The sequence below is a fragment of the Deltaproteobacteria bacterium genome, from assembly GCA_026129095.1.
GTDB lineage: Bacteria > JAGRBM01 > JAGRBM01 > JAGRBM01 > JAHCIT01 > JAHCIT01.
On record JAHCIT010000003.1, the window covers coordinates 29,815 to 53,263 of the forward strand.

General features: G+C 61.7%; 17 protein-coding genes. 16 read left to right on the forward strand and 1 reads right to left on the reverse strand.

The features are described 5' to 3' along the window. Positions 1 to 7: 7 nt before the first annotated feature. The 4 genes from KIT79_05095 to KIT79_05110 all read left to right on the forward strand — a co-directional run bounded on the left by KIT79_05095 (position 8) and on the right by KIT79_05110 (position 6,947). The gene (locus KIT79_05095) at positions 8 to 3,466 is read left to right on the forward strand and encodes a tetratricopeptide repeat protein (protein MCW5828672.1); all 3,459 of its coding nucleotides are present in this window, start codon (positions 8 to 10) and stop codon (positions 3,464 to 3,466) included. Positions 3,467 to 3,481: 15 nt separating this feature from the next. Next, positions 3,482 to 4,540 carry a hypothetical protein gene (locus tag KIT79_05100; GenBank protein ID MCW5828673.1) on the forward strand — a complete coding sequence of 353 codons (1,059 nt, stop codon included), beginning with the start codon at positions 3,482 to 3,484 and terminating at the stop codon, positions 4,538 to 4,540. A gap of 271 nt (positions 4,541 to 4,811) precedes the next feature. Next, positions 4,812 to 5,282: a hypothetical protein gene (locus KIT79_05105; protein MCW5828674.1), complete on the forward strand. Its 471-nt coding sequence runs from the start codon at positions 4,812 to 4,814 to the stop codon at positions 5,280 to 5,282. 165 nt (positions 5,283 to 5,447) lie between these two features. Next, complete coding sequence (locus tag KIT79_05110; GenBank protein MCW5828675.1) at positions 5,448 to 6,947, forward strand: TonB family protein; 1,500 nt, start codon at positions 5,448 to 5,450, stop codon at positions 6,945 to 6,947. 196 nt (positions 6,948 to 7,143) lie between these two features. On the opposite strand, the gene KIT79_05115 is transcribed toward KIT79_05110, so the two are convergent. After that, positions 7,144 to 7,464: a hypothetical protein gene (locus tag KIT79_05115; GenBank protein MCW5828676.1), complete on the reverse strand. Its 321-nt coding sequence runs from the start codon at positions 7,462 to 7,464 to the stop codon at positions 7,144 to 7,146. On the opposite strand from KIT79_05115, the gene KIT79_05120 reads away from it, so the two are divergent. The 12 genes from KIT79_05120 (at position 7,448) to KIT79_05175 (ending at position 23,431) form a co-directional block, all read left to right on the forward strand. Further along, on the forward strand, positions 7,448 to 9,058 hold the full coding sequence (locus tag KIT79_05120; GenBank protein ID MCW5828677.1) for a sigma-70 family RNA polymerase sigma factor: 1,611 nt from the start codon (positions 7,448 to 7,450) through the stop codon (positions 9,056 to 9,058). The two genes, KIT79_05115 and KIT79_05120, sit on opposite strands and share 17 nt — an antisense overlap. A gap of 51 nt (positions 9,059 to 9,109) precedes the next feature. Next, on the forward strand, positions 9,110 to 9,979 hold the full coding sequence (locus KIT79_05125; GenBank protein ID MCW5828678.1) for a lysophospholipase: 870 nt from the start codon (positions 9,110 to 9,112) through the stop codon (positions 9,977 to 9,979). A gap of 57 nt (positions 9,980 to 10,036) precedes the next feature. Beyond that, the gene (locus KIT79_05130; GenBank protein ID MCW5828679.1) at positions 10,037 to 12,136 is read left to right on the forward strand and encodes a glycoside hydrolase; all 2,100 of its coding nucleotides are present in this window, start codon (positions 10,037 to 10,039) and stop codon (positions 12,134 to 12,136) included. Then, positions 12,133 to 13,725: a peptide ABC transporter substrate-binding protein gene (locus KIT79_05135; protein ID MCW5828680.1), complete on the forward strand. Its 1,593-nt coding sequence runs from the start codon at positions 12,133 to 12,135 to the stop codon at positions 13,723 to 13,725. Before KIT79_05130 ends, KIT79_05135 begins: the two co-directional genes overlap by 4 nt. Then, positions 13,722 to 14,669: an ABC transporter permease gene (locus KIT79_05140; GenBank protein ID MCW5828681.1), complete on the forward strand. Its 948-nt coding sequence runs from the start codon at positions 13,722 to 13,724 to the stop codon at positions 14,667 to 14,669. Before KIT79_05135 ends, KIT79_05140 begins: the two co-directional genes overlap by 4 nt. After that, on the forward strand, positions 14,666 to 15,475 hold the full coding sequence (locus KIT79_05145; protein ID MCW5828682.1) for an ABC transporter permease: 810 nt from the start codon (positions 14,666 to 14,668) through the stop codon (positions 15,473 to 15,475). The genes KIT79_05140 and KIT79_05145 overlap by 4 nt, the downstream gene beginning before the upstream one ends. 96 nt (positions 15,476 to 15,571) lie before the next feature. Next, positions 15,572 to 15,781, forward strand: coding sequence for a DNA-directed RNA polymerase subunit omega (rpoZ, locus tag KIT79_05150; protein MCW5828683.1), 210 nt, complete (start codon positions 15,572 to 15,574; stop codon positions 15,779 to 15,781). 15 nt (positions 15,782 to 15,796) lie between these two features. Further along, positions 15,797 to 17,167, forward strand: coding sequence for a trypsin-like peptidase domain-containing protein (locus KIT79_05155; GenBank protein MCW5828684.1), 1,371 nt, complete (start codon positions 15,797 to 15,799; stop codon positions 17,165 to 17,167). Positions 17,168 to 17,269: 102 nt separating this feature from the next. Then, positions 17,270 to 19,888 carry an ATP-dependent chaperone ClpB gene (gene clpB / locus KIT79_05160; GenBank protein MCW5828685.1) on the forward strand — a complete coding sequence of 873 codons (2,619 nt, stop codon included), beginning with the start codon at positions 17,270 to 17,272 and terminating at the stop codon, positions 19,886 to 19,888. An 89-nt stretch (positions 19,889 to 19,977) separates the two neighbouring features. Beyond that, complete coding sequence (locus KIT79_05165; protein MCW5828686.1) at positions 19,978 to 20,682, forward strand: TetR/AcrR family transcriptional regulator; 705 nt, start codon at positions 19,978 to 19,980, stop codon at positions 20,680 to 20,682. A 22-nt stretch (positions 20,683 to 20,704) separates the two neighbouring features. Further along, positions 20,705 to 22,207 (forward strand): GMC family oxidoreductase, encoded by a 1,503-nt coding sequence (locus tag KIT79_05170; protein MCW5828687.1) that lies wholly within the window; start codon positions 20,705 to 20,707, stop codon positions 22,205 to 22,207. Positions 22,208 to 22,210: 3 nt separating this feature from the next. Further along, on the forward strand, positions 22,211 to 23,431 hold the full coding sequence (locus KIT79_05175; GenBank protein MCW5828688.1) for a sterol desaturase family protein: 1,221 nt from the start codon (positions 22,211 to 22,213) through the stop codon (positions 23,429 to 23,431). The last annotated feature ends 18 nt before the right edge of the window (positions 23,432 to 23,449 follow it).

The window sequence follows — 23,449 nt, forward strand, 5'->3', positions numbered from 1 at the left end:
CGCCGCCGTGTCGGCGTGCATGATATCGCTGCTGGCTGTGGCCGGATGCACAGAGAAGGAAGACATCACCCAGCGCCGGCGGCGTCCGGGCGCACAATTGCGTGAAGTCGAGAAGGTCGAACGTATCCAGCAGGACCTGGTGATCGAGGATACACCGGCACCGGTGCAGGGCGGCCCCATCGTGGATTTCGGTTCAGAGGCGGCCGAGCTGAGCCGCGAGCTGGATGCCGAGCTGAAGGCCCAGACTGCCGCACGAAAGCTGGCCGAGGAGATGGACCGCAAGCGCGAGGCCGAGCGGATGGATCAGCTCTCCGCGCTGGAGGCCGCCAGCGCCGAAAAGCGCCGGGAACTGGCCGCCGCGACCACCCTGAAGGCAAGCGAAATCTCCATGAGCGACCAGCAGCTCAAGAAACTGATCGCCGCAAGCGAGGAGTTTGTCGCCAAGGGTGAAGCCCAGAAGAGCCGGGCCAATATCGTCCCGCAGGCGATCCACCGGCTCGCGGACCTGTATGTCGTCGCCGAAAATGCCCGCTACCAGGAAGCGCTGATGGATTTCGACCTCGCCACCAAGGCGTGTGAGGCGAACCCCAGGATCGAATGCCCGGACGATATCCCGCTGAAAGACTATTCCCAGGCGATCGGGTCCTATAACCGCCTGTTGAACGAGTTCCCGGACCGCAAGGATAACGACCGCGTCCTCTACATGCTGTCGTTCTGTTATCAGGAAATGGCGATGGTGGCGGCAGCCGAGAAGGTACTGACCGATTTTATTGCCCGCTACCCCAAGGACCAGCGTACACAGGCGGCTCACTTCCGGCTGGGTGAACTGTATTTCACCAACGCTACCGGGCTGGATCTGTTCGAGGCCCGGCCGTGGCTGGAGAAGGCCTCGGCGTCGTACAAGAAGGCTACGGAGTTCGATCCGGACAGCGAGTATTTCGACCGTTCCCTTTACAAGCTCGGATGGACGCACTTCCGGATGCAGCAGTACTCGGTCACTGTGGATTTCATGGCCCGGCTGGTCGAGACCCGGTCGCGGATCGAGATCGAGCAGAAGAAGACCTACAGGAACTTCGACGAACTGTATGTCAAGGACACGGGGCTGGTCCGCGAAGCGGTCCAGTACATGTCGATTGCCTTTACGGAAATGGGCGACGGCAAGAGTGGCCCCAGGAATCTCGAGGAATACTGGGCGAAGCGGAAGTCGCAGCCCTATGAGCAATACACCTACATTGCGCTGGGTGAGTACCTCAGCAACGAGGAACGCTACGACGAAGCGATAGCGGTTTACGAGCGGCTGCTGGCGAAATATCCGGCCTATCATCGCGCTCCGAACGTCTACGAACTGATCATCACCACCTATGAGAAGGACAAGAAGTGGGAAAAGGTGGTTGAGACTCGCAAGCAGATCATCACGGCTCTTGCACCGGGTGGGCTCTGGTGGAACACGAACCAGAAGGATCAGGAGACGGTGGCCCTCGCGGTCAGCATCCGTTCCAAGGCCATCCTCCAGATGGGTCAGTACCACCATGCCAAGGCCACGCATGCAAAGACGCCCAAGAGCGAGCAGCCGGCGCATTTCGAGGAGGCTGAAAACTACTACCGGCAGTTCCTGGCGGAGTTCCCCAACACGCCTGAAGCGGGCGACACCCGCTACATGATCGCCGAGGTCTACGTGGCGCGTGGAAACATGCCGGCAGCGGCGGGGCATTACTACGATGTCGCCTGGGTGCTCCAGCTCGGGGAACGGCAGGAGAGGGCCGGCCTCAAGGCCATCCAGGCCTACAACGATTCGCTGGAAGAGGATCTCGACCGCATCGAGAACGACCGCAAGGCCAAGGGACAGGTCTATGCACGCAAGATCGGCCTGCTCCAGAGCCAGTATACCGACAAGGTGCTGGATGCGATCCGCAAGTTCTCGGAGAAATACCCGCAACACGAGAAGACCCTCGATATTCTCGTGCTGGAAGGTGCCATCCATTATGACGGCGAGAACTGGACGGCATCGCGCAACGTATTCCAGCGGATCGTGAGGGATTATCCGAAAGACCCGCGTTCGCTGCTGCCCAAGCGGTACATCGCGGTCACGTACATGGAAGCCGGCATGCTGAAGGAGGCCGAAGAGGCTTATCGCGACGCGGCCAGAGACCCCAGGTGGTCGGCGCAGGACCGCAATGACCTGCTCACGCTGCAGACGGCGACCGTATACAAGCGCGCCGAACAGTTCCACGAGCAGCGCGACTACACGCAGGCGGCGGCGACATTCATGCGTGTTCCCAACGAATTCCCGCAGTCGGATATCGCCGTCAAGGCGTTCTTCCGGGCCGCTACCTCGCACCGGAGCGCCGAGCGGTTCAACGACATGGTGGCGACCTTCAACGACCTCGCGGCCAGGTACCCGCAGACCGAAGAGGCGGCTGCCGGATATGTGACGATCGGCGAGTACTACCGGGACACGAAGCAGCTCGACAAGGCGGCCGAGCAGTATTGCCGGGCCTCGACCCTGTTTGAGCGCCAGAGAAAAATGGCTGACGCCGAGGAGCTCCAGTATGCCTGCGGCAAGACCTATGAGGACCTGAAGGACTGGAACAACACGCAGGCGGCGTTCCAGAACTATGTCCGCCGGTTCAGGGACAAGAATCTCGCCCGTACGCTGTACGCGACGTTCGTGGACGGCCTGATTTACTATGATCGCAAGGACTGGACGAACGCTGACCGTGTATTCAATATGGTGGTCGCCCGTCATCGGGACATGAAGCGCCAGAATCCGGGCCTGACGGATGAACTTCCCGCCCGGGCCCGCTTCCTCCAGGCTGACCGCCGGTTCGACGACTACACGGCCATCAAGATCACGCTGCCGCTCAAGCGGTCGTTCCAGCGCAAGCAGAAGTCGCTTACCGAACTGCTGGAGCTCTATGCCGGATCGGCGCAGTATCGCGTGCCGGAATATGTAACCGCCTCATCACACCGGATCGGCATGGCACTTCTGGATTTCCGTACCTCCATCCTTGTGTCGGAGATACCTAAGGAACTGCTGATCGATGAACTGCTGGTTGAGGAGTACAAGCTGCAGCTCGAGGAGCAGTCCTTCCAGTTCGAAGAAAAGGCAATTGAAACTTTCGAACGTAACCTGAGCTACGGGCAGCAGAACGTCTACCTGAACGAATGGATCAATAAGTCGATTGACGAACTGGCCCGCATCGTTCCGGCGAAGTACGCCCGCCCGGAACTGGGAACCGCGCTCTTCTGCGACGAATTCGCATACCGGGTTTACGACGTCCGGCCGTTCGGCGACCAGGAGGCCCGGGACTCCAAGCGCAAGGCGGACAAGGAGTTCGAGGACCGGCTGAAGCGCGAGGAAGAAGCTGCCGAGATACAGAAGAAGAAGGCGGAGGCCGAGGCGGCCGAAAAGGCCAGGCAGCAGCCACCACCCGCACCCGCTCCGGCGGCACCAAAGAAACGCTAGGAGAAAGGGGACGTCATGCGAATGAAATGGAACCAGTATCTGATCGCAACCGGGATCGTGGCGCTTTCGCTGACGTCCGCTACGGGATGCGGGAAGAAGACCGCACCGGCCTATGACAGTAGCCGGGAAATCGAGGGAGAGGAGTTCCAGATTTCGGATGAAGAGCGTCGCCGCGTCCTGCAGGAACTGGGGGTCGCCGAGGACCAGATTGCCGGCGGGGATATTGATCCCACCAAGCGGATGACCGAGGCCGAACGCGAAGCAGCCCGCCAGCGGCAGCGGGAGCGTCAGGCCCAGCGCGGTGAGCCGGCGCCTGATTCCACGCCAGCCGCTCCGGCCCCCGGCCAGGCCGTGGCGGTCGCGCCAGCCAAACCGGCTGAACCGGCCAAACCGGCAGTGCCGACTGCACCAGCAGCTTCCGGCCGGGGCATGACCCCCGAAGGGCGGACGGCAAACCGGGCCTGCAAGCAGTGCGAGTTTTACCTGAATGAGAAAGACCTGACGCTGGCGATGCAGCGCGCTGATGCGCTTGTCCAGCAGTTTCCCCAGATGGCCGAAGGGTACATTGCCCGGGCGATTATTTACCGCCGGCAGGGGAAGCTGGAAGATGCTGAACTGGAACTCCGCCGCGCACTTGGTTTCGACAAGGACCATGAATGGGCGACTGTCTATCTGGCCACCCTGTTGAGGGATCAGGGCCGCCTGAAGCCTGCGATCTGGATTCTGGAAGAGCACCGGAAGAAGTTCCCGAACTCGCTGCCTGCCCTTTACAGCCTGGGGATTCTGTATGAACTCTATGCCGGAGCATACGCCAAGGCACTGGTCACGTATGTCGACTACCTGCGCAAGGGCGGGCCGCGGCAGAAGGAAGTGAATGTCTGGATTGATGCCCTGTCAATCCGCCTCGGCGTCGAACGGCCGGACACCCCCGGCATGTACGTTGCTCCGCCCCCGAAGCCGGCCGAACCGGCCACTCCGGCGGACGGGGAAGCCAGCCCCGAGGTACCGGCTCCCGCTTCACCCGGTCCGGCGCCATCGGCTCCAACTCCGGATCCAGCGCCGCAGGCGTCCTGATTGCGGGGGCTGTGGCTCGCCAAGTTGGCTTAGTTCTCATCAGTTCCAAGTGAATAATTTATGTGAGTTTCCTCACGTCTTATGTAACCGGCTGGAATGGTTTGATTTCGGCTGGCGCGGCGCGTCAGCAGGCTTGGGACAATGTTATGAAAATGTTGGGGATCACACTCATTTTTCTTGAGTTTCGGGTATCCTGAGGATTATGTTCCTTCACATCGGTTTACAGTTCTTTCGGGGAAGGAAACCATCCGGCGGAAGGATGCGAGTGGGAATGAGAATTCTTGCCTTCGTTTTATTCACTGTAATCGGCGGGCTCGCCGTGAACGTGAACCTTGTGTTTGCCCAGTCCGCCGGGAAGGGCAAGGCAGACGCGAAGGCGGGCGCAAAACCGGCGGCCGATACCGGGAAAAAGGAAAAAGAAGTCGTCACGACCCGCTCTCGCTCGGGTGCTGTACAGTTCGAGGCCCTCCGCATTGAGACCGAAAAGGAAGGTCCAGGCGTCATCTTCATCGACAACTGGACGCCGAGCACGAAGCGCGAGTTTGACGACGAAGCCAAGAGCGAACTGGACCGGGTGTTCATGGACATTCGCGGCCTGAACCGCTCATTCGACCGGCGCATCAAGCAGGCCCCCGATGTCACCCAAATTCAGCGTGAAAATGCCGCTCGCGATGCCGAGCGGCGGCTCCTTTCCCTTGACCAGGGCCGGGTCAAGACCGACCGGGCAACTGTTCAGCGCTAACCCTTGAAATAGACACACGGTACGCAGTGCTCCGACTGGAGCGGAGCGTTACTTCGTCTTCATTTTGACGGCAAAAACACCGCCGAAGCCAGCGATTTCGTTGACCCTTCCGGCGTCAGCCGCTAGGCTTGCCCGGAAGCAGTTCTCTTCGGCACTGGAAGCACGATGTCGGTAACGGGTTCCGAAAAACAGCACGGCCATTCGGCGGCAGGCGGCCAGCAGCAGGGCCTTTTGCCCTGTGTGATTGAAGGCGGCAGCGGCCGGCGCGGCTACTTTGCCGGCGGCAAACTGGTGATCGGACCTGGTGGAAATGGCGCTTTTGCGGCCAAGGGGATCGACGCCCCGGTTCAGATTGCCGGCCCGTCCAAGTCGGCAGACCAGTTTTACCTGTTCCTCACCCGGGAAATGACAGGGCGGATCATCCGGGGGAATGAAACCACCCCCATTGATGATCCGTCGGCGCTGGGGCTCCGCGAGAATAACGGCCGCTACGCGCTGCCAGTAACCAAGGAAATGAAAGTTGACCTCAGGATCGGCGAAGCCGTCCTCAGGTTCAGTTGGGAAATGGAAAACACAGAACAGCCATCCGCAAAGAAACCGTCCGCCGCCCCCTCATCCGCACAGGGCCGTCCGCCTGCGCCACCGCCGGCTTCACCCGGAAAGATGCCCGTGTTCCGCCGGGCCAAGTCCAAAGACAAGGACAAGGAAAAGAAGCGCGGCCGCATCCGGATGACCACCAAGCCGATCCGCTGGGTGGAGATTCCGGTTACCGATCCGGGCAACAAGCCAATGGTGGGGTCATTCGGCCTCGTTGCGACGGTCTGTATCGGCGTGCTGGCCACGCTGGCTTACATGCGGCTGCACTACCTGCCTCCCAAGGATATCGCCGCCCCGCCGCCCAAGATCGTGACCAAGCTTCTCGTTCCAGAAAAGCCGGAGCTTCCGCCTCCTCCGCCAATCGAGAAACCGCTGGAGATGAAGAAGGAAGAGGTGGTCGAGGAGCCGAAAGCCGACGCCAAGCCCGACAAGGCACCTAACGCGGAAGCTACCAGGGAGGAGCGCCGCGCCCAGGCCAAGGAGCAGGTGAAGTCCCAGGGACTTCTGGCCGTGCTGGGTTCCAAGGGCGGTCCCTCGGCCAGCCGGGATATCACGCGGGCAACTTCTGCCCTCCAGAACGTGTTCCAGGGCCTTGGTGCCGTGACCACGAGTTCCAAGGGCGACACCGACATAAAGAATCTCGGCGGCTATGGCGAAGCAGGGGGTATCGACGATGCCATCGCCGGGCTGAAAGCCGTCAAGAGCAACGTGGGCAAGACGACGGCCGAGAAAGTGGACGATTCGATCGTCTCCGGAGAGGCCGCTGGTGATAACCGGCGCTCGTACGCTGCTATCGCGGCGGTCATGCGGCGCTACCAGCCGCTGCTGAAGAGCCGTCATACACGGCTCCTGCGTACTGCCCCGGCGGCACAGGGCAAGATCACGGTTGAATTCACCATTGCGGCCGACGGTTCGGTCAAGAGCCAGAAGATTACGGATTCCGCCTTCAGCCGCTATCCGGAGTTTGAAAAGGAAATCCTCGACCTGATCGGCAAGATCCGCTTCGAACCGATCGAAAAGGGCGAGGTTCGCGTTGCCTTCCCGTTCATCTTCACCGTCAGCGGCTGAAGTCCGGGCTAAAATACGTTCACAAATGGCCGCCGGGATGGTCAATCCATCCCGGCGGCCTTATTTATCCGGTTGTTCGTCCGCTGTGAAATCGGCAGGGCGGTATGGCTCTTGCTGGTTTGGCAGCCCGGCTGGAGGGCCTCACGAGGAGCTGATACCGTATCAGAAATGTATAAACTCTTAAAATCACTGTATTTCAGGCAGAGATATACGAAAAACGGCTTGCGCCCGGGCCCGGTTTTTGATATCCAAGTTCGGGCCGCTGCGTCAAAACCGTGGCAATCAGTGAGGGCCGGAGCGCAGCGGCAGGCGGCCAAGTCAAATTCATGGCATCATCAAAAAAACCAAATAAATCAGCTGGTTCAAGCAAGAAAAAATCGGCAGCAGGGGCTATCCGGCGACCTACTGTCGGCAAAAACAATATGACTGCCAATAAAATGACATCACGTTCGGCTGCTAAAGTCGTAAAGAAAACGGCTGCCCCGGCAAAGGGAAAGGCCGTGAAGGCCCCAGCCAAGGGGAACAAGGCCGTACCGGCGAAGGCCCAGGGCAAGGTGGTCGCGAAGGCGATGACCTACGAGCAGGTTACGAAGCTTCAGGCGGGCGCTGGAGCCGCCGGGGCTGCCGGCAGCAAGAAGGCGCGTCCGGCGCCATTCTCGTCACCGGATGCGGCCAAGCTTCGCGAACAGAAGCGCAAGCTCGCCCAGATTCTTGGTCCTGAGGAAGAGCAGCAGGATATCTACGACGAAGTCGATATCATGAAGACCTACCTGAAAGAGGTAGGCAACATAAAGCTCTTCACGCCGGAAGAAGAAGTGAAGGCGGCCTCGAAAATCGAGGCCATTACCGAAAAGCTCTACGACACGGTGCTTGTCGTTCCATTCGTCACGCATCTGATCATGTACCGTTCCAGTCTTCTCAAGGAGAAGAAATACAAGGTCTGGGACATGGTGAAATACGACGAGATGATCGACCGTGGCGCCGATGAGGAGGCCGTATCGGAAAAGGTCATCCGCACGGCCACCGTCCTGAAGGCGCTCCACCAGAAGCGCCTCCGGATGATGAAGGAACTTTATGACAAGCGGCTGTCGAAGCAGGCCCGCGAGAAACTGGACAGCCGGTATGACAAGCTGCTCCAGGAACTGCTGGACAACATCAAGAGGCTGAACCTGAACATCGTGTTCGTCGAGGGTATCGTGCGCATGCTGCAGGCGTGGCGGGACGGCAAGCACCGCGACGCAGGCATGCCCGGTATGCTCGTGATCGAAAACGAGACTGCCGCCGAAATGATCCTGCCCCCGGCGCATCTTGAGGTCGGTTATCCGGAGGAGAACCTGAGACGCCTCCTTGTCGAGGTGGAGCGCACCCAGCGGGAGATCAAGTTCGCCAAGGAGGAGTTCGTCAAGGCAAACCTCCGGCTGGTGATCTCTATCGCCAAGAAATACCGCAATGCCAAGGTGTCGCTCACCGATCTCGTCCAGGAGGGCAACATCGGCCTCATGCGCGCCGTGGACAAATACGAATACAAGCGCGGCCTGAAGTTCTCCACCTATGCGACCTGGTGGATCAAGCAGGCCATCAACCGGGCCATTTTCGACCAGTCGCGCACGGTGCGTATCCCGGTCTACATGCGCGAGAACCTGAACAAGCTGAAGCAGGCGCAGAAGAAGCTCTCCAGCGCGTCCGGAGAGCCGCCCTCCATCCACGACATCGCCAAGGAACTGGGCATGCCCGAGGACCGCGTGACCGAGCTGCTCCAGATCGATCTGGAAACGGTCTCGCTGGAAATGTCCGTGGGCAAGGAAGATGACAAGGTGCTCGCCGACCTCATCGAGGACGACAAGGTTCCGCTTCCCGAAGAGGAGATGGTGAACATCTCGCTTGCCGAGGAACTGGACAAGGCGCTGAAGACGCTTTCTCCCCGCGAGGAAAAGATCCTGCGCATGCGGTTCGGAATCGGCGGCACACGGCGTCACACGCTGCTCGAGATTGGCAAGGATTTCGGACTCACCCGCGAGCGCATACGCCAGATCGAGAAAAAGGGCGTCGAAAAGCTGCGTCTTCCGCTCAAGAACGTCAGTTTGCAGGACTTCCTCGAAGAAGGCCTGTAAGACCCGTTCCTCCTTGCCCCGTTTCCCTGAAACCGGTTACTAAGCGGTCCTATGCCCGCTCCAGCCGTCACGACTGCCAATACGGTACCCTACGACGACCTTCACCGGACGCTGGGCTACCTGGACCTGCCTATCTGCTACCGGAAGTGGCCGGTTGACGGTGCGAAAGGCGCTGTCGTGATCGTTCACGGCCTTTCCGAGCATTCGGGCCGGTACCGCCACGTGGCCGAGGCACTGAACGCCCGCAAGCTGTCGGTCTTCGCTCTCGACAACCGTGGCCATGGCCGGACGGGTGGCCAGCGGTGCCATGTGGATGCCTATGACGACTATGTGCGCGACCTGGAGCGGTTCTTCTCGACCGTGGTTGAGCCTGAGCTCAAGGGAACTCCCGTGGCCCTGTTCGGCCATTCCAATGGGGGTCTGATCGCTGCCCGGTTCGTTCTGGCGAATCCGTCGCGTGTCCGGGCGTTGGCGCTTTCCGGGCCCCTTCTGAAGCTCATCAAGGAAGTCCCCCCCTGGAAGCGGATACTGGGAAGCCTGTTCGACAGGTACTGGCCCCGGTTCAAGTTCCCCAATGACCTTGCGCCCGAACAGCTCACGCACGATCCGCTGATGATCGAGGCGTGGATGCGCGATGGCCTGATCGCCCACGAGGTGACGCCGAGATGGTTCAAGGAGTCAGAGCGGGCCAGTGCCGATGCGCTCGCACGGGCACGGGAAATCCGCGTTCCGCTGCTTGTCCAGCACGGCGGGGCGGACCCGCTTACGTCGCCGCAAGCGTCGAGGCAGTTCGTGGCGCACGCTTCCAGCGAGACGAAAGAGTGCCGCATTTATGACGGCCTCCGGCATGAGATTGTCAATGAGATCGAACGGGACCGGGTGATCGCAGAGCTGGCGGACTGGCTGGCGGCAAGGTTCTGACGGCTGCCGGGGCCGTTCGAGGGCGGACAGGGCGGGAATGTCCGGAGGGGGCGGGTCATGCCACGCGGACCGGTACAGGATTTGTCAGGGCAGTGGACGCTGGAGGCGGGCGGCCGCCGTGGCGTTGCGGAAGTGCCGGGTCACTGGCAGATGTCGCCAGGATTCGAGACCCACACCGGCGTCGCCGTATATAGCCGCCAGATACGGATGCCGCCCCGGCGAGAGGGCGAGCGCCGTTTTATCGTGGTTCGTGGCGCGTTCTACTACATCAAAGTGACCTTCGCGGGGGCCGTGCTGGGCACGGCGGAAGGCTACTTCATGCCCCATGCGTTTGAACTGCCTGATGGGGTAGACGAGGGCGAACTGCGGATCGAACTCAACTGTCCGGTTGAACGGGACAAGAACGCCAAGCGGATGATCACGGGGGTCTTTTCCCACTGGGATTGTCTGGACCCGGACAAGAATGCTGGCGGCCTGTGGCTTCCGGTGGAAATCCACCGCACCGGAATCGTCCGTATCCGGAATGCGACGGTCCTGACTCATTCCATTGATCCGGAGAAGGGCGAAGCAGAGGTCGAGCTGCTCTGGGAACTGGATTCGATCCTGATGGGGGCAGGGCGGATCGAGGCAGTATTGACGCCAGAGGGGTTTGCCGGTGATCCGGTCCGGATCGAAGCGGTTGTCGCCCTGCCTGCCGGACGAGACATCGGATCGTCAGGACGGGTGAAGGTCACGGGCATTCATCCCTGGTGGACCCGTGAGATCGGCGAGCCCCGCTGCTACCGGGCGGCGGTCACGATCCATTACGAGGGGACGGTTTCCGACCGGGTGGAGTTCACCACCGGATTCCGCACGTTCCGGTTCGACAACTTTATCGCATACCTGAACGGACGGAGGTTCTTCGTCCGGGGTTCCAACTATCCGCCCGGCGATGTGCGCATCAGCCGGATGAACCGGAAACGGTGCGAGCGGGATATCGAACTGGCGCTCCAGTGCAACTTCAACATGCTGCGTGTCCATGCGCATGTGGACCACCCGGAGCTGTACGAGGCCGCCGACCGGGCGGGGCTGCTCATCTGGCAGGACATGCCGCTCCAGTGGCTCTATGTGCCGGAGGCAGCACCTGAGATCGTTCGCCAGTCGGAGGAGATGGTCCGGCTCCTGGGCTCCCATCCGTCGGTCTCCGTCTGGTGCATGCACAACGAGCCCATCCATATCGTCGATACCAAGGAAACCCGCTGGACGGAACTGGGCAAGACCGTCTTTTCCCTCATGGTATTTTCGCGCAACCGCGAAGTCACCGCCAGCCGGAGCCGGCGGCATGTGCGGGAACTGGACCCAACACACCCTGTCGTGCGCAGTTCCGGGGAGATGACGCCGTTTTCTGGCGGCGAGGACGTCCATCTTTACTGGGGCTGGTATCCGTTTTTCGGCCGGAACATGCGCGGCCTGGAGCGTTTGCTGAACCTCATGCCCCGTTATGCCCGGTTCATCACGGAGTTCGGCGCGCAGTCCACTCCGGAGCCAGAACATGCCCGCACGTTCATGGGCGATGATATCCGCAAGGTGGACTGGAAACGGATGGAGCGGAACTTCCACCTTCAGGACGAATTCCTGCGGTGCTGGCTAAAGCCGGAAGCATTTGAATCGTTCGAGGCGCTCTACGAGGCGAGCTGCGCCTGGCAGTCCTGGGTTCACCGCTATTACATTGACCGCTACCGCCGCCGGAAATATCACCCGGCTGGTGGCATTCTCCAATTCATGTTCCTGGACTCGGAACCCTGCATCCAGTGGACCGTGGTGGATGATCGCCGGGTGCCGAAGCTGAGCTACTACAGGCTCGCTGATGCCTTCCGGCCCACCTATTTTTTTGCGCTGGCGGAGCAGGACTACCGGAAGGGGCGGGGGAGGATCCCGCTTTTCTGGGTGAACGACCGTCCGCAGCCGGTGGAAGGTCAACTCTCGGCCGTGCTGACGGGGCCGTCCGGCGAGGTAAGCCGCATACTGGACCGGAAACTGACGCTCCCGGCCGATTCCGAATGCGAATGGCTGCTTGATGTTCCGGTGCCGGGTGCCCCCGGCATGCATACGCTGACGCTCACGCTGGATGACGGACATGGCCGGCTCGAAAATGTCTACAGCTTCGAGGTCAAATGAGCTCCCGGGTGATTGCGCTGTGCATGCTGGCAGCGGCGTGGATGTCCGTCGCCTGCACACCCGCCCGTGATCCGCATACGCTGATTGTCAATATCGGCACCGAACCGCCGTCGCTCGATCCGGCGCGGGCGACGGATCATGTATCGTTCAATGTCATTGCGAACCTGCTGGCAGGGCTCGTGGAGTATGGTCCAGACTATTCACCCGAACCGGCGATCGCCGAACGGTGGGATATCCTCGACGGCGGCCGGTTGTACCGCTTTCACCTGAGGGAAGACGTGCGCTGGTCGGACGGCATCCCGCTGACGGCCCATGACTTCGAGTATTCCTGGCGTCGGGTTCTCGATCCGGATACCGCTTCTGACTATGCCTATCTGCTCTATGACATCGAAAACGCCCGTGAGCTGAACCAGCGGGAAATGGCCGGGATGGAAAAACTGGGAGTCCGGGCCGTCGATGACCGGACCTTCGAGGTCCGGCTCCGGAACCCCGTGGCCTACTTCCTTGCCATCTGCGCCTTTGAAATTACCTGGCCTGTCCGCCGCGACGTGGTGGACCGGGGGCCGGGATGGACGGAAGCGGGGCGATGGGTCTCCAGCGGTCCGTACCTGCTGAAGGAGTGGAGGCACGACTCCCATCTGGTGCTGGAGGCAAACCCCCACTATTTCGCCGGCGAGGCGCCCGTGAAGCGCGTGCGGCTGATCATGGTCAATGATCCGACGGCCGGGCTGGCCCTGTTCGACCGGGGCATGCTCGATATCATCGACAACTACTCGCTGGCCGGAATCGACGTGCGGGAGATGTCACGTCATCCGAACTACCGCCGGGTGCCGCAGCTCCGGGGCTACTACTACGGGTTCAACACCACGCGTCCACCGGTTGACGATGTGCGTGTCCGCCGGGCCATCGGACATGCCATTGACCGGACTGTATTTGACCGGGTGCTTCTTTCCGGGGAACGGGGTGCCACAGGCTGGATCCCGCCCGGCATGTTCGCTCATAACCCGGCCGCGGGTCTTCATTATGATCCGGAACGGGCACGGGCACTTCTCGCCGAGGCCGGATATCCCGGCGGCAAGGGGATGCCGCCCATCGAACTCCATTTCAATAACAGCGACCTCCATCTGCTGGTAGCGCAGGTGGTACAGGCGGTTCTCAGGCGCGAACTGAACATTCAGGTACAACTCCGGGCCGTCGAATGGAAAGTCTACCTGAACGAACTCCGCGAAGACCCGCCCGCCATGTACCGGATGGGGTGGGGCGCGGACTATCCGGATCCCGACAATTTCATGAACCTCTTTACCGCCGCATCCGGCAACAACTTCACCCGTTGGGGTGATGCCGGATTCGACCAGCTGATCGCCGAGGCGTCCATGAACCCCGACCCGGAGAGCCGCCGCGCCCATTACGACCGCTTGCAGGAGATACTGCTGGTGGAGGCGGCTGCGATTATCCCGCTGTTCGTTACGTCTGAGAACACGGTCTTTGCCGATGGGGTCGAGGGGTTCAGCTACGACGGCTTTGCCCGCCTGAAACTGTTCCCTGTCCGGTTTGGCCCCGGCCGGAAAGCGGGAGGACGTATCCGGTGAGACAGGTCGCACTTCGCCGCCTTCTTTTCCTGCCATTGCAGCTGCTCGCGGTGGCGAGCGTCTGCTTTTTCCTGCTCCGTGCGGCGCCGGGAAACCCCTTTGAAGGAGAACGAAAGCTCCCCGAAGCCGTCCTGAAGAACCTGGAGGAACGCTACCACCTGTCCGGTCCCTGGTACGAGCAGTGGTGGGCTTTCGTGGGCGGGACGCTCACGTTCGATTTCGGCGTTTCGCTCAAATACCGCGACCGGCCGGTCCGTTCGATCATCGCCGAGGCCGCGCCAGTGTCATTTGCCCTGGGTTCCCTCGCCTTCGTGTTCGGGCTTGGGCTGGCGGTTGTGGCCGGGGTTGCCGGGGCGGCGCTGTCGGCGGACGTGCGCCTGAAGTTCGTGGACCGTCTGGTGATGACCAAGGCGTCGCTGCTCATTGCCGCGCCGAAATTCCTGCTGGGCGGACTTCTGGTTTATCTCTTTTCATTCAGGCTCCGGTGGCTGCCGCCCGCCCAGTGGGGGGATATTTCCCAGGTGATCCTGCCGGTGCTGACGCTCGCGCTCCCGGTGGCCGGGAGCCTGACGCTCCTCATCCGCAACTCCATGCTGGAAGTCCTGCAGAGCCGGTATGTCCAAACCGGCAGGGCCAAGGGGCTGGGCCAGTTGCGGCTGGTTGCCCTGCACGCGCTGCCGAACGCCATGCATGGTGTCCTGTCCTATCTGGGGCCGGTGTTTGCCACGCTGCTGACGGGCAGTTTCGTCGTGGAAAAGATATTCGCCGTGCCGGGTATGGGCTGGCAGTTCGTCGCCTCGGTGATGGACCGGGACTACACCACGGTGCTCGGAGCGAGCGTCTTTTTTGCCGCGGTTCTGGTTCTGGCAAACCTCGTCGCCGACCTCGCAGCCGCCTGGATAGACCCCCGTTCGGGCGAGATTCCGGGGGAGGACGTGGCATGAAAGGCTGGCTCACCGCGGCAGGGGTCATTTTCGTGGCGGGACTGCTCGCGCCCCTGATCGCGCCGCATCCGCCGTCCGGGCTGTTCGAGGAGCGGGTCCTGCTGAGTCCCGGCCCGGCGCACTGGATGGGTACCGATGAACTGGGCCGCGACCTCCTGAGCCGTGTCGTCTATGGAGCACGGGTATCGATCGCCGTGGGGCTGATCGGCGCGGCGACGACCCTTTTGCTGGGCGGGCTTGCCGGAATCCTGGCGGGACTTGCGGGTCGTGATGCTTCGGAGTGGTCGCTCCGGGGGATTGATCTCTTTATCTCAATCCCCGAACTTCTCATTGTCGTCCTGCTGGCCCAGATTCTCGGCAGCAGTGTCTGGGGCGTCGGCGCTGCCATCGGCCTTGTTAGCTGGCCCAAGGTGGCGCGGCTCTTTCATGGAGAAACGCGCAAGCTCCGGCACGAGGCGTTCGTCGAATCTGCGCGGGTGGCGGGTGCCGGCACGGCGCGAGTGGTATTCCGCCACCTGTTGCCGAATCTGCGCTCGACGGCCATTGTCGTTTTCTCGCTTCTGGTCGCATCCAGCATGCTCACCGAGAGCGTCCTGTCGTTCATCGGGCTTGGCATCAATGACCCGTTCGACCCTTGGGGAACCAGCTGGGGGACGCTCGCCTCGGCCGGATGGAGGGCCATCCGGGGCTACCCGCACCTGTTCTTTTTCCCCTCGGCGGCGGTGGCCCTGACAGTCTTTGTGATGAACTCCCTTGGGGAGTCCTTCCGGCGCCACCTGGAGCACCGGGAGCGGCGTGTGGGATAGGCCCGGTGTCCCCTTGACTTAGCCCGTCAAAACCCTATCTTAGCGGCCCGTCACGGGGTATCTGGCCCTTCGGATGGCGGCAAAGGATAGGATCGTATGGCGCGCGTAACTGTCGAAGATTGCATCGAAAAAGTCCCTAACCGGTTCGAGCTGGTCAAGCTCGCCTCCCGCCGCACGAAGGATCTCCTCCGGGGCAGCGATTCGGCTGTCGTGAATGACGACAACAACAAGGAAGTCGTGCTGGCGCTCCGCGAGATCGCCGCTGGCTGCGTAAGCATCAAGCGCGAGGGCCCCGAGGGCCAGTAACCATCTGCGGTTCGCGTGAAGTCCCCGGTCATTGCCAAAGGCGCCGCCATTATGGTGGCGCTTTGTGCTTTTTTACTGTCTGTTGCCCGGGCTGATGACGATGCCCGCCGCCAGTCACGGGAAACATCCGTCGTCAGGGTGTTCCGGCAGGCGTCACCGGCGGTGGTGAACATCCGGGTCCGCGGCGAGCGGATCGAGCGCGACCCGTTTTTTTCGAGCCCGTTCGGTTCGCTGTTTCCCGAGTTCGGCGGTTTCGGTTTCCGCCGGGAGTTCCAGAGCCTGGGAACCGGGTTCGTGATTGATGGCCGGGGTCACCTGCTGACCAATGCCCATGTGGTCGAGCGTGCCACCCAGATCGTGGTGAAACTGTCCGATGACCGGGAGTTCCCGGCTGAGCTGGTAGGGGCCGATTCGGACCGCGATCTTGCCGTTCTCAAGATTGACGCCCCGGTGCAGCTTCCCGCCGTAACGCTGGGCCGGGCCGATGACCTGATGATCGGCGAGACAGTCATAGCCATCGGCAATCCTTTCGGCCTCTCGCACACGCTTTCGACGGGTGTCCTGTCGGCCGTGGGCCGGACCATCCAGGCGCGGGACAAGTCTTTCTACAATTTTCTTCAGACTGACGCACCGATCAATCCGGGCAATTCGGGCGGACCTCTGCTCAACATCCTGGGTGAGGTGATCGGCGTCAACACGGCGGTTCATGGCGAGGCCCAGGGTATTGGCTTTGCCATACCGATTGATGATGCCCGCCGGGTATTCGATGATCTGATCGCATTCGGCCAGGTGATCGAACCGTGGATTGGCCTCCAGATGCAGGAGCTCACGCCTGAACTGGCCGAGGCTCTCGGCCATGACGGACGAGGGGCCATTGTCGTGGACGTGGTGAAGGGTTCCCCGGCGGAAGCAGCCGGTTTCCGTTCCCGGGATATCCTGGTTTCTCTGGCGGGGAAACCGGTCCGGAATCTCAATGACTACACGGCCATCATGCGTTCGCTGACCGGTGGGCAGGTGGCGCCCGTCAGGATCGTGCGCGAGGGTAAACCCGCTGATATCCGCCTGAAGCCGGTCGTGATGACCCTCGCGGAAGCGGGACGCGTATTTGCCGAGCGCACGGGGCTGGTGGTGGAGGATATTCCGGCGGCTCTCCGCCGCCGGAACCCGAAACTGGCCGGGGTTTCAGTCAGATCCGTCGCACGGGGGTCTCCGGCCGAGCGCATCGGTTTCCAGCCGGGAGATATTGTTTTCCGCATCAATAACCGCTCCGTTCCTGACCTGAAAGGTCTCCAGGAACTGCTCCGGGGCTCCTTGAACCGCAGTTCCGTCTACGTCCACGGGGCCCGTGGAAACCAGCTTTTCGGTGTGGTCTTGCCGCTGGGATAATCAGCCTTACGTTTCACTTACGGATCGTCCCGAAAGGGGAGGGTTGACCAACGTCATCCCGCCAGGGGGCTGATCTGGATAGAAATACGCGAGAGGTTCTCCATGCGCCCGGAAAAGCTGACCGTAAAGGCCCAGGAAGCCCTGAACGAGGCCGCCAATCAGGCGCGCCGGGCGGGTAATCCCGACCTGCTTCCCGAGCACGTCCTGAAAGTGCTGATCGAGCAGGCGGACGGTATTGTGCCGCCGCTTCTCGAAAGGATCGGCGTCCGGCCGGGTGCTATCCAGAACGACCTTCAGGCGGTTCTGGGCAGGCTCCCGAAAGCAGAGGGCGGGGCTTCTCCACACCTGTCGCCAAAGCTGCAGAAAGTGATCGACAAGGCCGAGGACGCGGCCACTGCCGGGAAGGACGAATACGTCTCGACCGAGCACCTCGTTCTCGGCATGGCTCTTGAAAAGGGGCATGGTGCCTATGACGTGCTGGCTGCCCACGGGGTGACGCCCGACCGGATCCGCGATGCGATCAAGTCCCTTCGTGGCAGCAATCGTGTTGTGGACCAGAATCCCGAGGCAACGTTCCAGGCGCTTGCGAAATACGGCCGTGACCTGACCGAGATTGCACGCCGTGGGAAACTGGACCCGGTGATCGGCCGGGACGAGGAAATCCGCCGGGTGATCCAGGTGCTGTCGCGCCGGACGAAGAACAACCCGGTGCTGATCGGCGAGCCGGGTGTCGGCAAGACGGCCATTGTTGAAGGGCTCGCCCAGCGCATCGTGACCGGGGACGTTCCCGAAGGACTCAAGGACAAGAAGCTGATAGCGCTCGATCTGGGTAGCCTGGTGGCTGGCGCCAAATACCGGGGCGAGTTCGAGGAGCGTCTCAAGGCGGTCCTGAAGGAAATTGCCGACAGCAACGGCGAGATCATCTGCTTCATTGACGAAATGCACACCCTCGTTGGGGCCGGATCGGCCGAAGGGTCCATGGATGCCTCGAACATGCTGAAGCCGATGCTCGCCCGCGGCGAACTGCGCTGCGTGGGCGCGACGACACTGGACGAGTACCGGAAATACATCGAGAAGGACAAGGCACTGGAACGTCGCTTTGCCCCGGTATTCGTCGGCCAGCCGACGGTGGAGGACACCATCGCCATCCTTCGCGGCCTCAAGGAGAAATACGAGACCCATCACCGGGTCCGGGTGCAGGATTCTGCCATCGTCGCGGCTGCCCAGCTTTCCAACCGCTACATCACCGACCGCTTTCTGCCGGACAAGGCGATCGACCTGATCGACGAGGCCGCCTCGCGCCTCCGGATCGAGATGGATTCGGTGCCCACGGAAATCGACGTGGTGGACCGGAAGCTCATCCAGCTGGAGCTGGAAAAGCAGGCACTCCAGAAGGAAACCGATGAAGCCTCGAAGAAGCGGCTCGCCGCCCTGGAAAAGGAAATCGGCGAACTGCGCGAGGAAAGCAAGCGCATGCGCGCCCAGTGGGAAAGCGAAAAGTCTGCCATGACGGGCTTTTCCGAGTTGAAGGAAAAGATCAGCGAACTGGAGATGGAGCTGGAGCGGCGCCAGCGGGCGGGGGACCTTCAGCGGGCTTCCGAGATCAAGTACGGCGAACTGCCCAAACTGAAACAGCAGCTCGCCGACCGGGACCAGAACATTTCCCAGCAGCAGTCAGCAAAAGGTTCGATGTTCAAGAAGGAAGTGACCGACCAGGAGGTTGCCGCCGTTGTGGCCCGCTGGACCGGTATTCCTGTGGACAAGATGCTGGAGGGCGAGCGCGACCGCCTTCTCAGGATGGAGGACCGTCTTGGGGAGCGGGTGATCGGCCAGCGCAAGGCGATCGAGGCGGTATCGAATGCGGTCCGGAGATCCCGTGCGGGGCTCAAGGATCCGAACCGCCCCATCGGATCGTTCATTTTCCTGGGTCCGACAGGTGTCGGCAAGACCGAAACGGCGCGGGCTTTGGCGGAGTTCCTGTTCGACACCGAGCAGGCGATGGTCCGGATCGACATGTCGGAGTACATGGAAAAGTTCTCCGTCCAGCGTCTCATTGGTGCGCCTCCGGGCTATGTGGGCTACGAGGAGGGCGGGCAGCTAACCGAGGCGGTGCGGCGGCGGCCCTATTCGGTGATCCTGTTCGACGAGATCGAAAAGGCGCACCCTGACGTGTTCAACGTGCTTCTGCAGATTCTGGACGACGGCCGTCTCACCGACGGTCAGGGCCGGACCGTGGATTTCCGCAACAGCGTGCTCATCATGACCTCCAACGTGGGCTCCAGTTTCATTCTGGAAGCAGCACAGGCCGGTGACATGAACTCCGCCGAACAACGCGTCTCGGAGGTGATGAAGGCGACGTTCAAGCCGGAGTTCCTGAACCGGATCGACGAGATCGTCTACTTCAGCGCGCTGGGCCGTGAGGAAATCGGCCGGATCATCCGGGTGCAGCTCAAATCCCTGGGGGCCCGGCTGGCGGAGCGCGGTGTCACGCTGGAACTGACGGACAAGGCCCGGAATGTGCTGGCCGAACGCGGCTACGACCCGGCCTATGGTGCCCGGCCGCTGAAGCGCGTCATCCAGCGGGAGATCATTGATCCCCTGGCAGTGAAGATTCTCGCCGGAGAAATCGGTGAGGGTGCCACCGTGACCGTGGATGCAGGCAGCTCAGGGGAAATGGTTTTCCGGGCCGGGATGGCGGAGCCGAAAGCCAAGGCGGGATAAGGGCTATATAAGTCTTCCTCTGCCCCTCCGGGCCATAACGCGGCCGGACTTGACCGGCCCCCAAGGCGGTTCATACGTTGTGCGGACCTATGCCGCCAGCCAAACCGACCGTCAAAACCAGTCCGAGCACCAGTACCCAGGCTTCCAGGGCCCGTGAGGACCGTTCCAGGTCGGGCAAGGAAGTACGCCGGCAGGCGATCATGAACGCGGCCCGGAAGATATTCGCGGCCAAGGGTTTTCATGCGACAAATGTCTCCGACATCGTGAAGGAAGTCGGTATTGCGCAAGGCACCTTTTACCTTTACTTCGACGACAAGCGGCACGTCTTTTCGGCGCTGATGGATGAGATGCTGGCCAATTCGGTAAGGCTGCTCACGGTCAAGGAGCCGCAGAGCGAATTCCGCACGGTAGAGGACATCGAGCGGGCCATCGAGCGGATGTCCCGCCCGATGGTCAAGTTCTTCGATGAGAACCGCGATCTGGTCAAGATATTCTTCCGTGAGGCCCACGGATCGGCTCTGGGTTTCGACGAGAAGATTGACCAGTTCTACGACCGGCTGGTGCAGCTCTCGTCGGTCTATTTTGAGGTCGCCCGCAAGAAGGGGCTCGTTCATGGGGATGTGGACCCCAGTATTGCCGCCATCATGATGATTGGTGGACTGGAAAAACTTCTCTACCGGTGGGCGAACGGCCGGCTGGAACTGACCTCCGAGGAACTCCTGCATCAGGTATCCATGTTCGGGATGCACGCCCTGTTCCGCACCCGCGCCCTGCCGGCAGGCGGCAAGTCCTGAAACACCCTGGAATGCTGCTGCCATGAACCAGCCCGATGTTGTGGTCATAGGTTCGGGCTTTGGCGGCTCGATTACCGCCGCCCGGCTCGCCCAAAGGGGGATGCGCGTTCTCATACTGGAGCGCGGTCCCTGGTGGGGACCGGCAGGTATCGAACGCTCGGAGAGCGAACACCGGCGCGAATTTCCCCGGACGCTCAACGGGCTCCGCAAGTCCCTCCGGAATATCCGCTGGGCGAGGGGTGGCCGCTCCCGCGAACTCCTGCTGAACCCCGATGGCCTGTACGAATATCATGGCTTCAGGCACCTTGATGTCGTGACCGGCAGCGGCGTGGGTGGCGGATCGCTCATCTATACGAGCATCATGGAACAGCCCGAGGACGATTTCTTTGACGCGTTTCCGGCCGAGATCACTCCGGCCGAGATGCAACCCTATTTCGGAAGGGTGCGGGAGATGCTCCGCCCGCGCCCCATGCCTGACCGGCCGGAGAAGAATGCGGTTTTCGAGCAGATGGTCCGCAGCAGCGGCGTCGGTGAGGTGAAATATCCGGACGTGGCGATCCAGTGGCGCCAGTCTCCTGATGATGCCGCCTCCACGCATAACGCCGCCGGGGTCAAGCAGGCTGGCTGTACCCATTGCGGCATGTGCGTTGCGGGGTGCAACGAGCGGGCGAAGACGACAATGGACCTTACCTATCTCCCTGCGGCACTGGCGGCAGGTGCGGTGATACGCCCGATGTCGGAGGTCATGGCTATCGGCGAGGTGGGACAGGGCTATTTCGTCCGGTATCTGGACCGCATCACCGGGCAGGAACTGACGGTGAATGCTCATCGTGTTGTGCTTGCGGCCGGTTCCCTGAACACGCTTCGGCTCCTGTTCACCTGCCGGGACCGGCTGGGCACCCTGCCGCGCCTGCCAGAGTCACTGGGAAGCCATTTCTCGCCCAATACGGACATGGGCGGGCTCGTTTACCGGACGCCGAAAGTGACGAACAGCGCCTATGGTGCGGCATTCAACTCCTTCGTGCCGGTTCGCAAGAACGGGCGCTACCGGTTTCTGGTAGGCGAAGTGGGTATGCCCACGGCGGAGTTCAAAGTGCCGGGATTCCTGAAAAAGCGTGTCGAACAGTCGTTGCTGCTTCTCGGTATGGGCCGGGATGCTTCTACCGGAACGGTCCGTTTCGACGGCAAGGGACTGGTTACCGACATGGGCCGTTCGGTGGACCCGGAAATCTTCGCCGAAATGGAGACGGTGATGGGGGAAATCGCCCGCCAGTACGAGCCGGCCCGTTCCGCCGTCAACATTCCCTCGGGCAGGGGCTCGGAGCGCATATTCACGGTGCACCCGCTGGGCGGGGCATCCATCGCCTCGACACCTGCCGAAGGCGCCACGGACCATCGCGGGCAGATATTCGGCCATCCAGGCCTTCATGTGGCTGACGGATCGCTGTACCCGAAGGCACCCGGCATTCCGCCATCCTTCACTATCGCAGCCCTCGCCGAACGTATCGCCGCACTGATGGACTGATACATGAAGCTCGATCCCATCGCGCTCGCCATCCCGTTTTTCTTCCTGCTGATCGGCATCGAGATTGTGGTCATGCGGCGCCAGGGCCGGAGGCTGTACCGGTTCGCCGATACCATCGCCTGCCTGAGCTGCGGCATCGGCTCCGAAGTCGTGAGGATATTCCTGGGACTTGCGGGGCTTCTGGCCTATTCATGGGTCTACGGGAATTTCCGGCTGCTTGACCTCGCGTCCTATCCGGTGGCCGCCTGGGTGATCGGCTTTATCGGGGTGGATTTCTTCTACTACTGGTTTCACCGCCTGAGCCACGAGATCAATGTGCTTTGGGCCATGCATGTGGTCCATCACCAGAGCCAGGACTACAACCTTGCCGTCGCCCTGCGGCAGTCCTGGTTCCAGGGGTTTGCCGCGACACCGATCTACTTCCCGCTGGCCCTGATCGGCGTTCCCCCGCTGGTTTTCGCCGGCTGTGCGGCGGCAAGCCTTTTGTACCAGTTCTGGATCCATACACGGACGATCGGGCGCCTGCCGGGCTGGTACGAAGCGGTAATGAACACCCCTTCGCACCACCGGGTCCATCACGGCATCAACCCGGAATACATCGACCGCAACCATGCGGGTGTATTCATCGTCTGGGACAAGCTTTTCGGAACTTTCGAGCCTGAAGGGGCGGAGCCTGTCTATGGCACGGTGAAGCCGTACGCGAGCTGGAACCCCGTGTGGGCGAATTTCGACTACTGGCGGGATCTGCGGGACCGGAGCCGGAAGATCAGCCGGCTTGCCGACCGGCTTCATCTGTGGTTCGCGGACCCGGCCTGGCAACCGGCCGAACTGGGCGGCCCGCAACCGGCCCCGCCGGTCGAGGCGAGCCGGTTTGTGAAATGGGATACGCAGTTTCCGCACCGCTACAAGGCCTATATCAACTTCCACTTTGTGAGCGTCGGGCTGGGCCTGACACTGATGCTGCTATTCCGGGAAGTGCTCGGCTGGGCCGCCGTGTCGGTAATTTCACTTCTCGTCGTCGTGACAACGGCGGTTTGGGGCGGCCTGATGGAAGATAAAAGCTGGGCCCGCCCGGTGGAGTGGTTCCGGCTCGCAGCAATCGGGGCGGTTGCCACCGGCGCACTGTTCATGGGCTATCCGGCGGCGATGGCCGCCGGACTGGGGCTGGTGGCGCTGGCCGGGATGATCTGGTTCCCCCGTCTGTCAGCGGCGGGTATCCGGTAATCTGTCTGTCTGGACCTG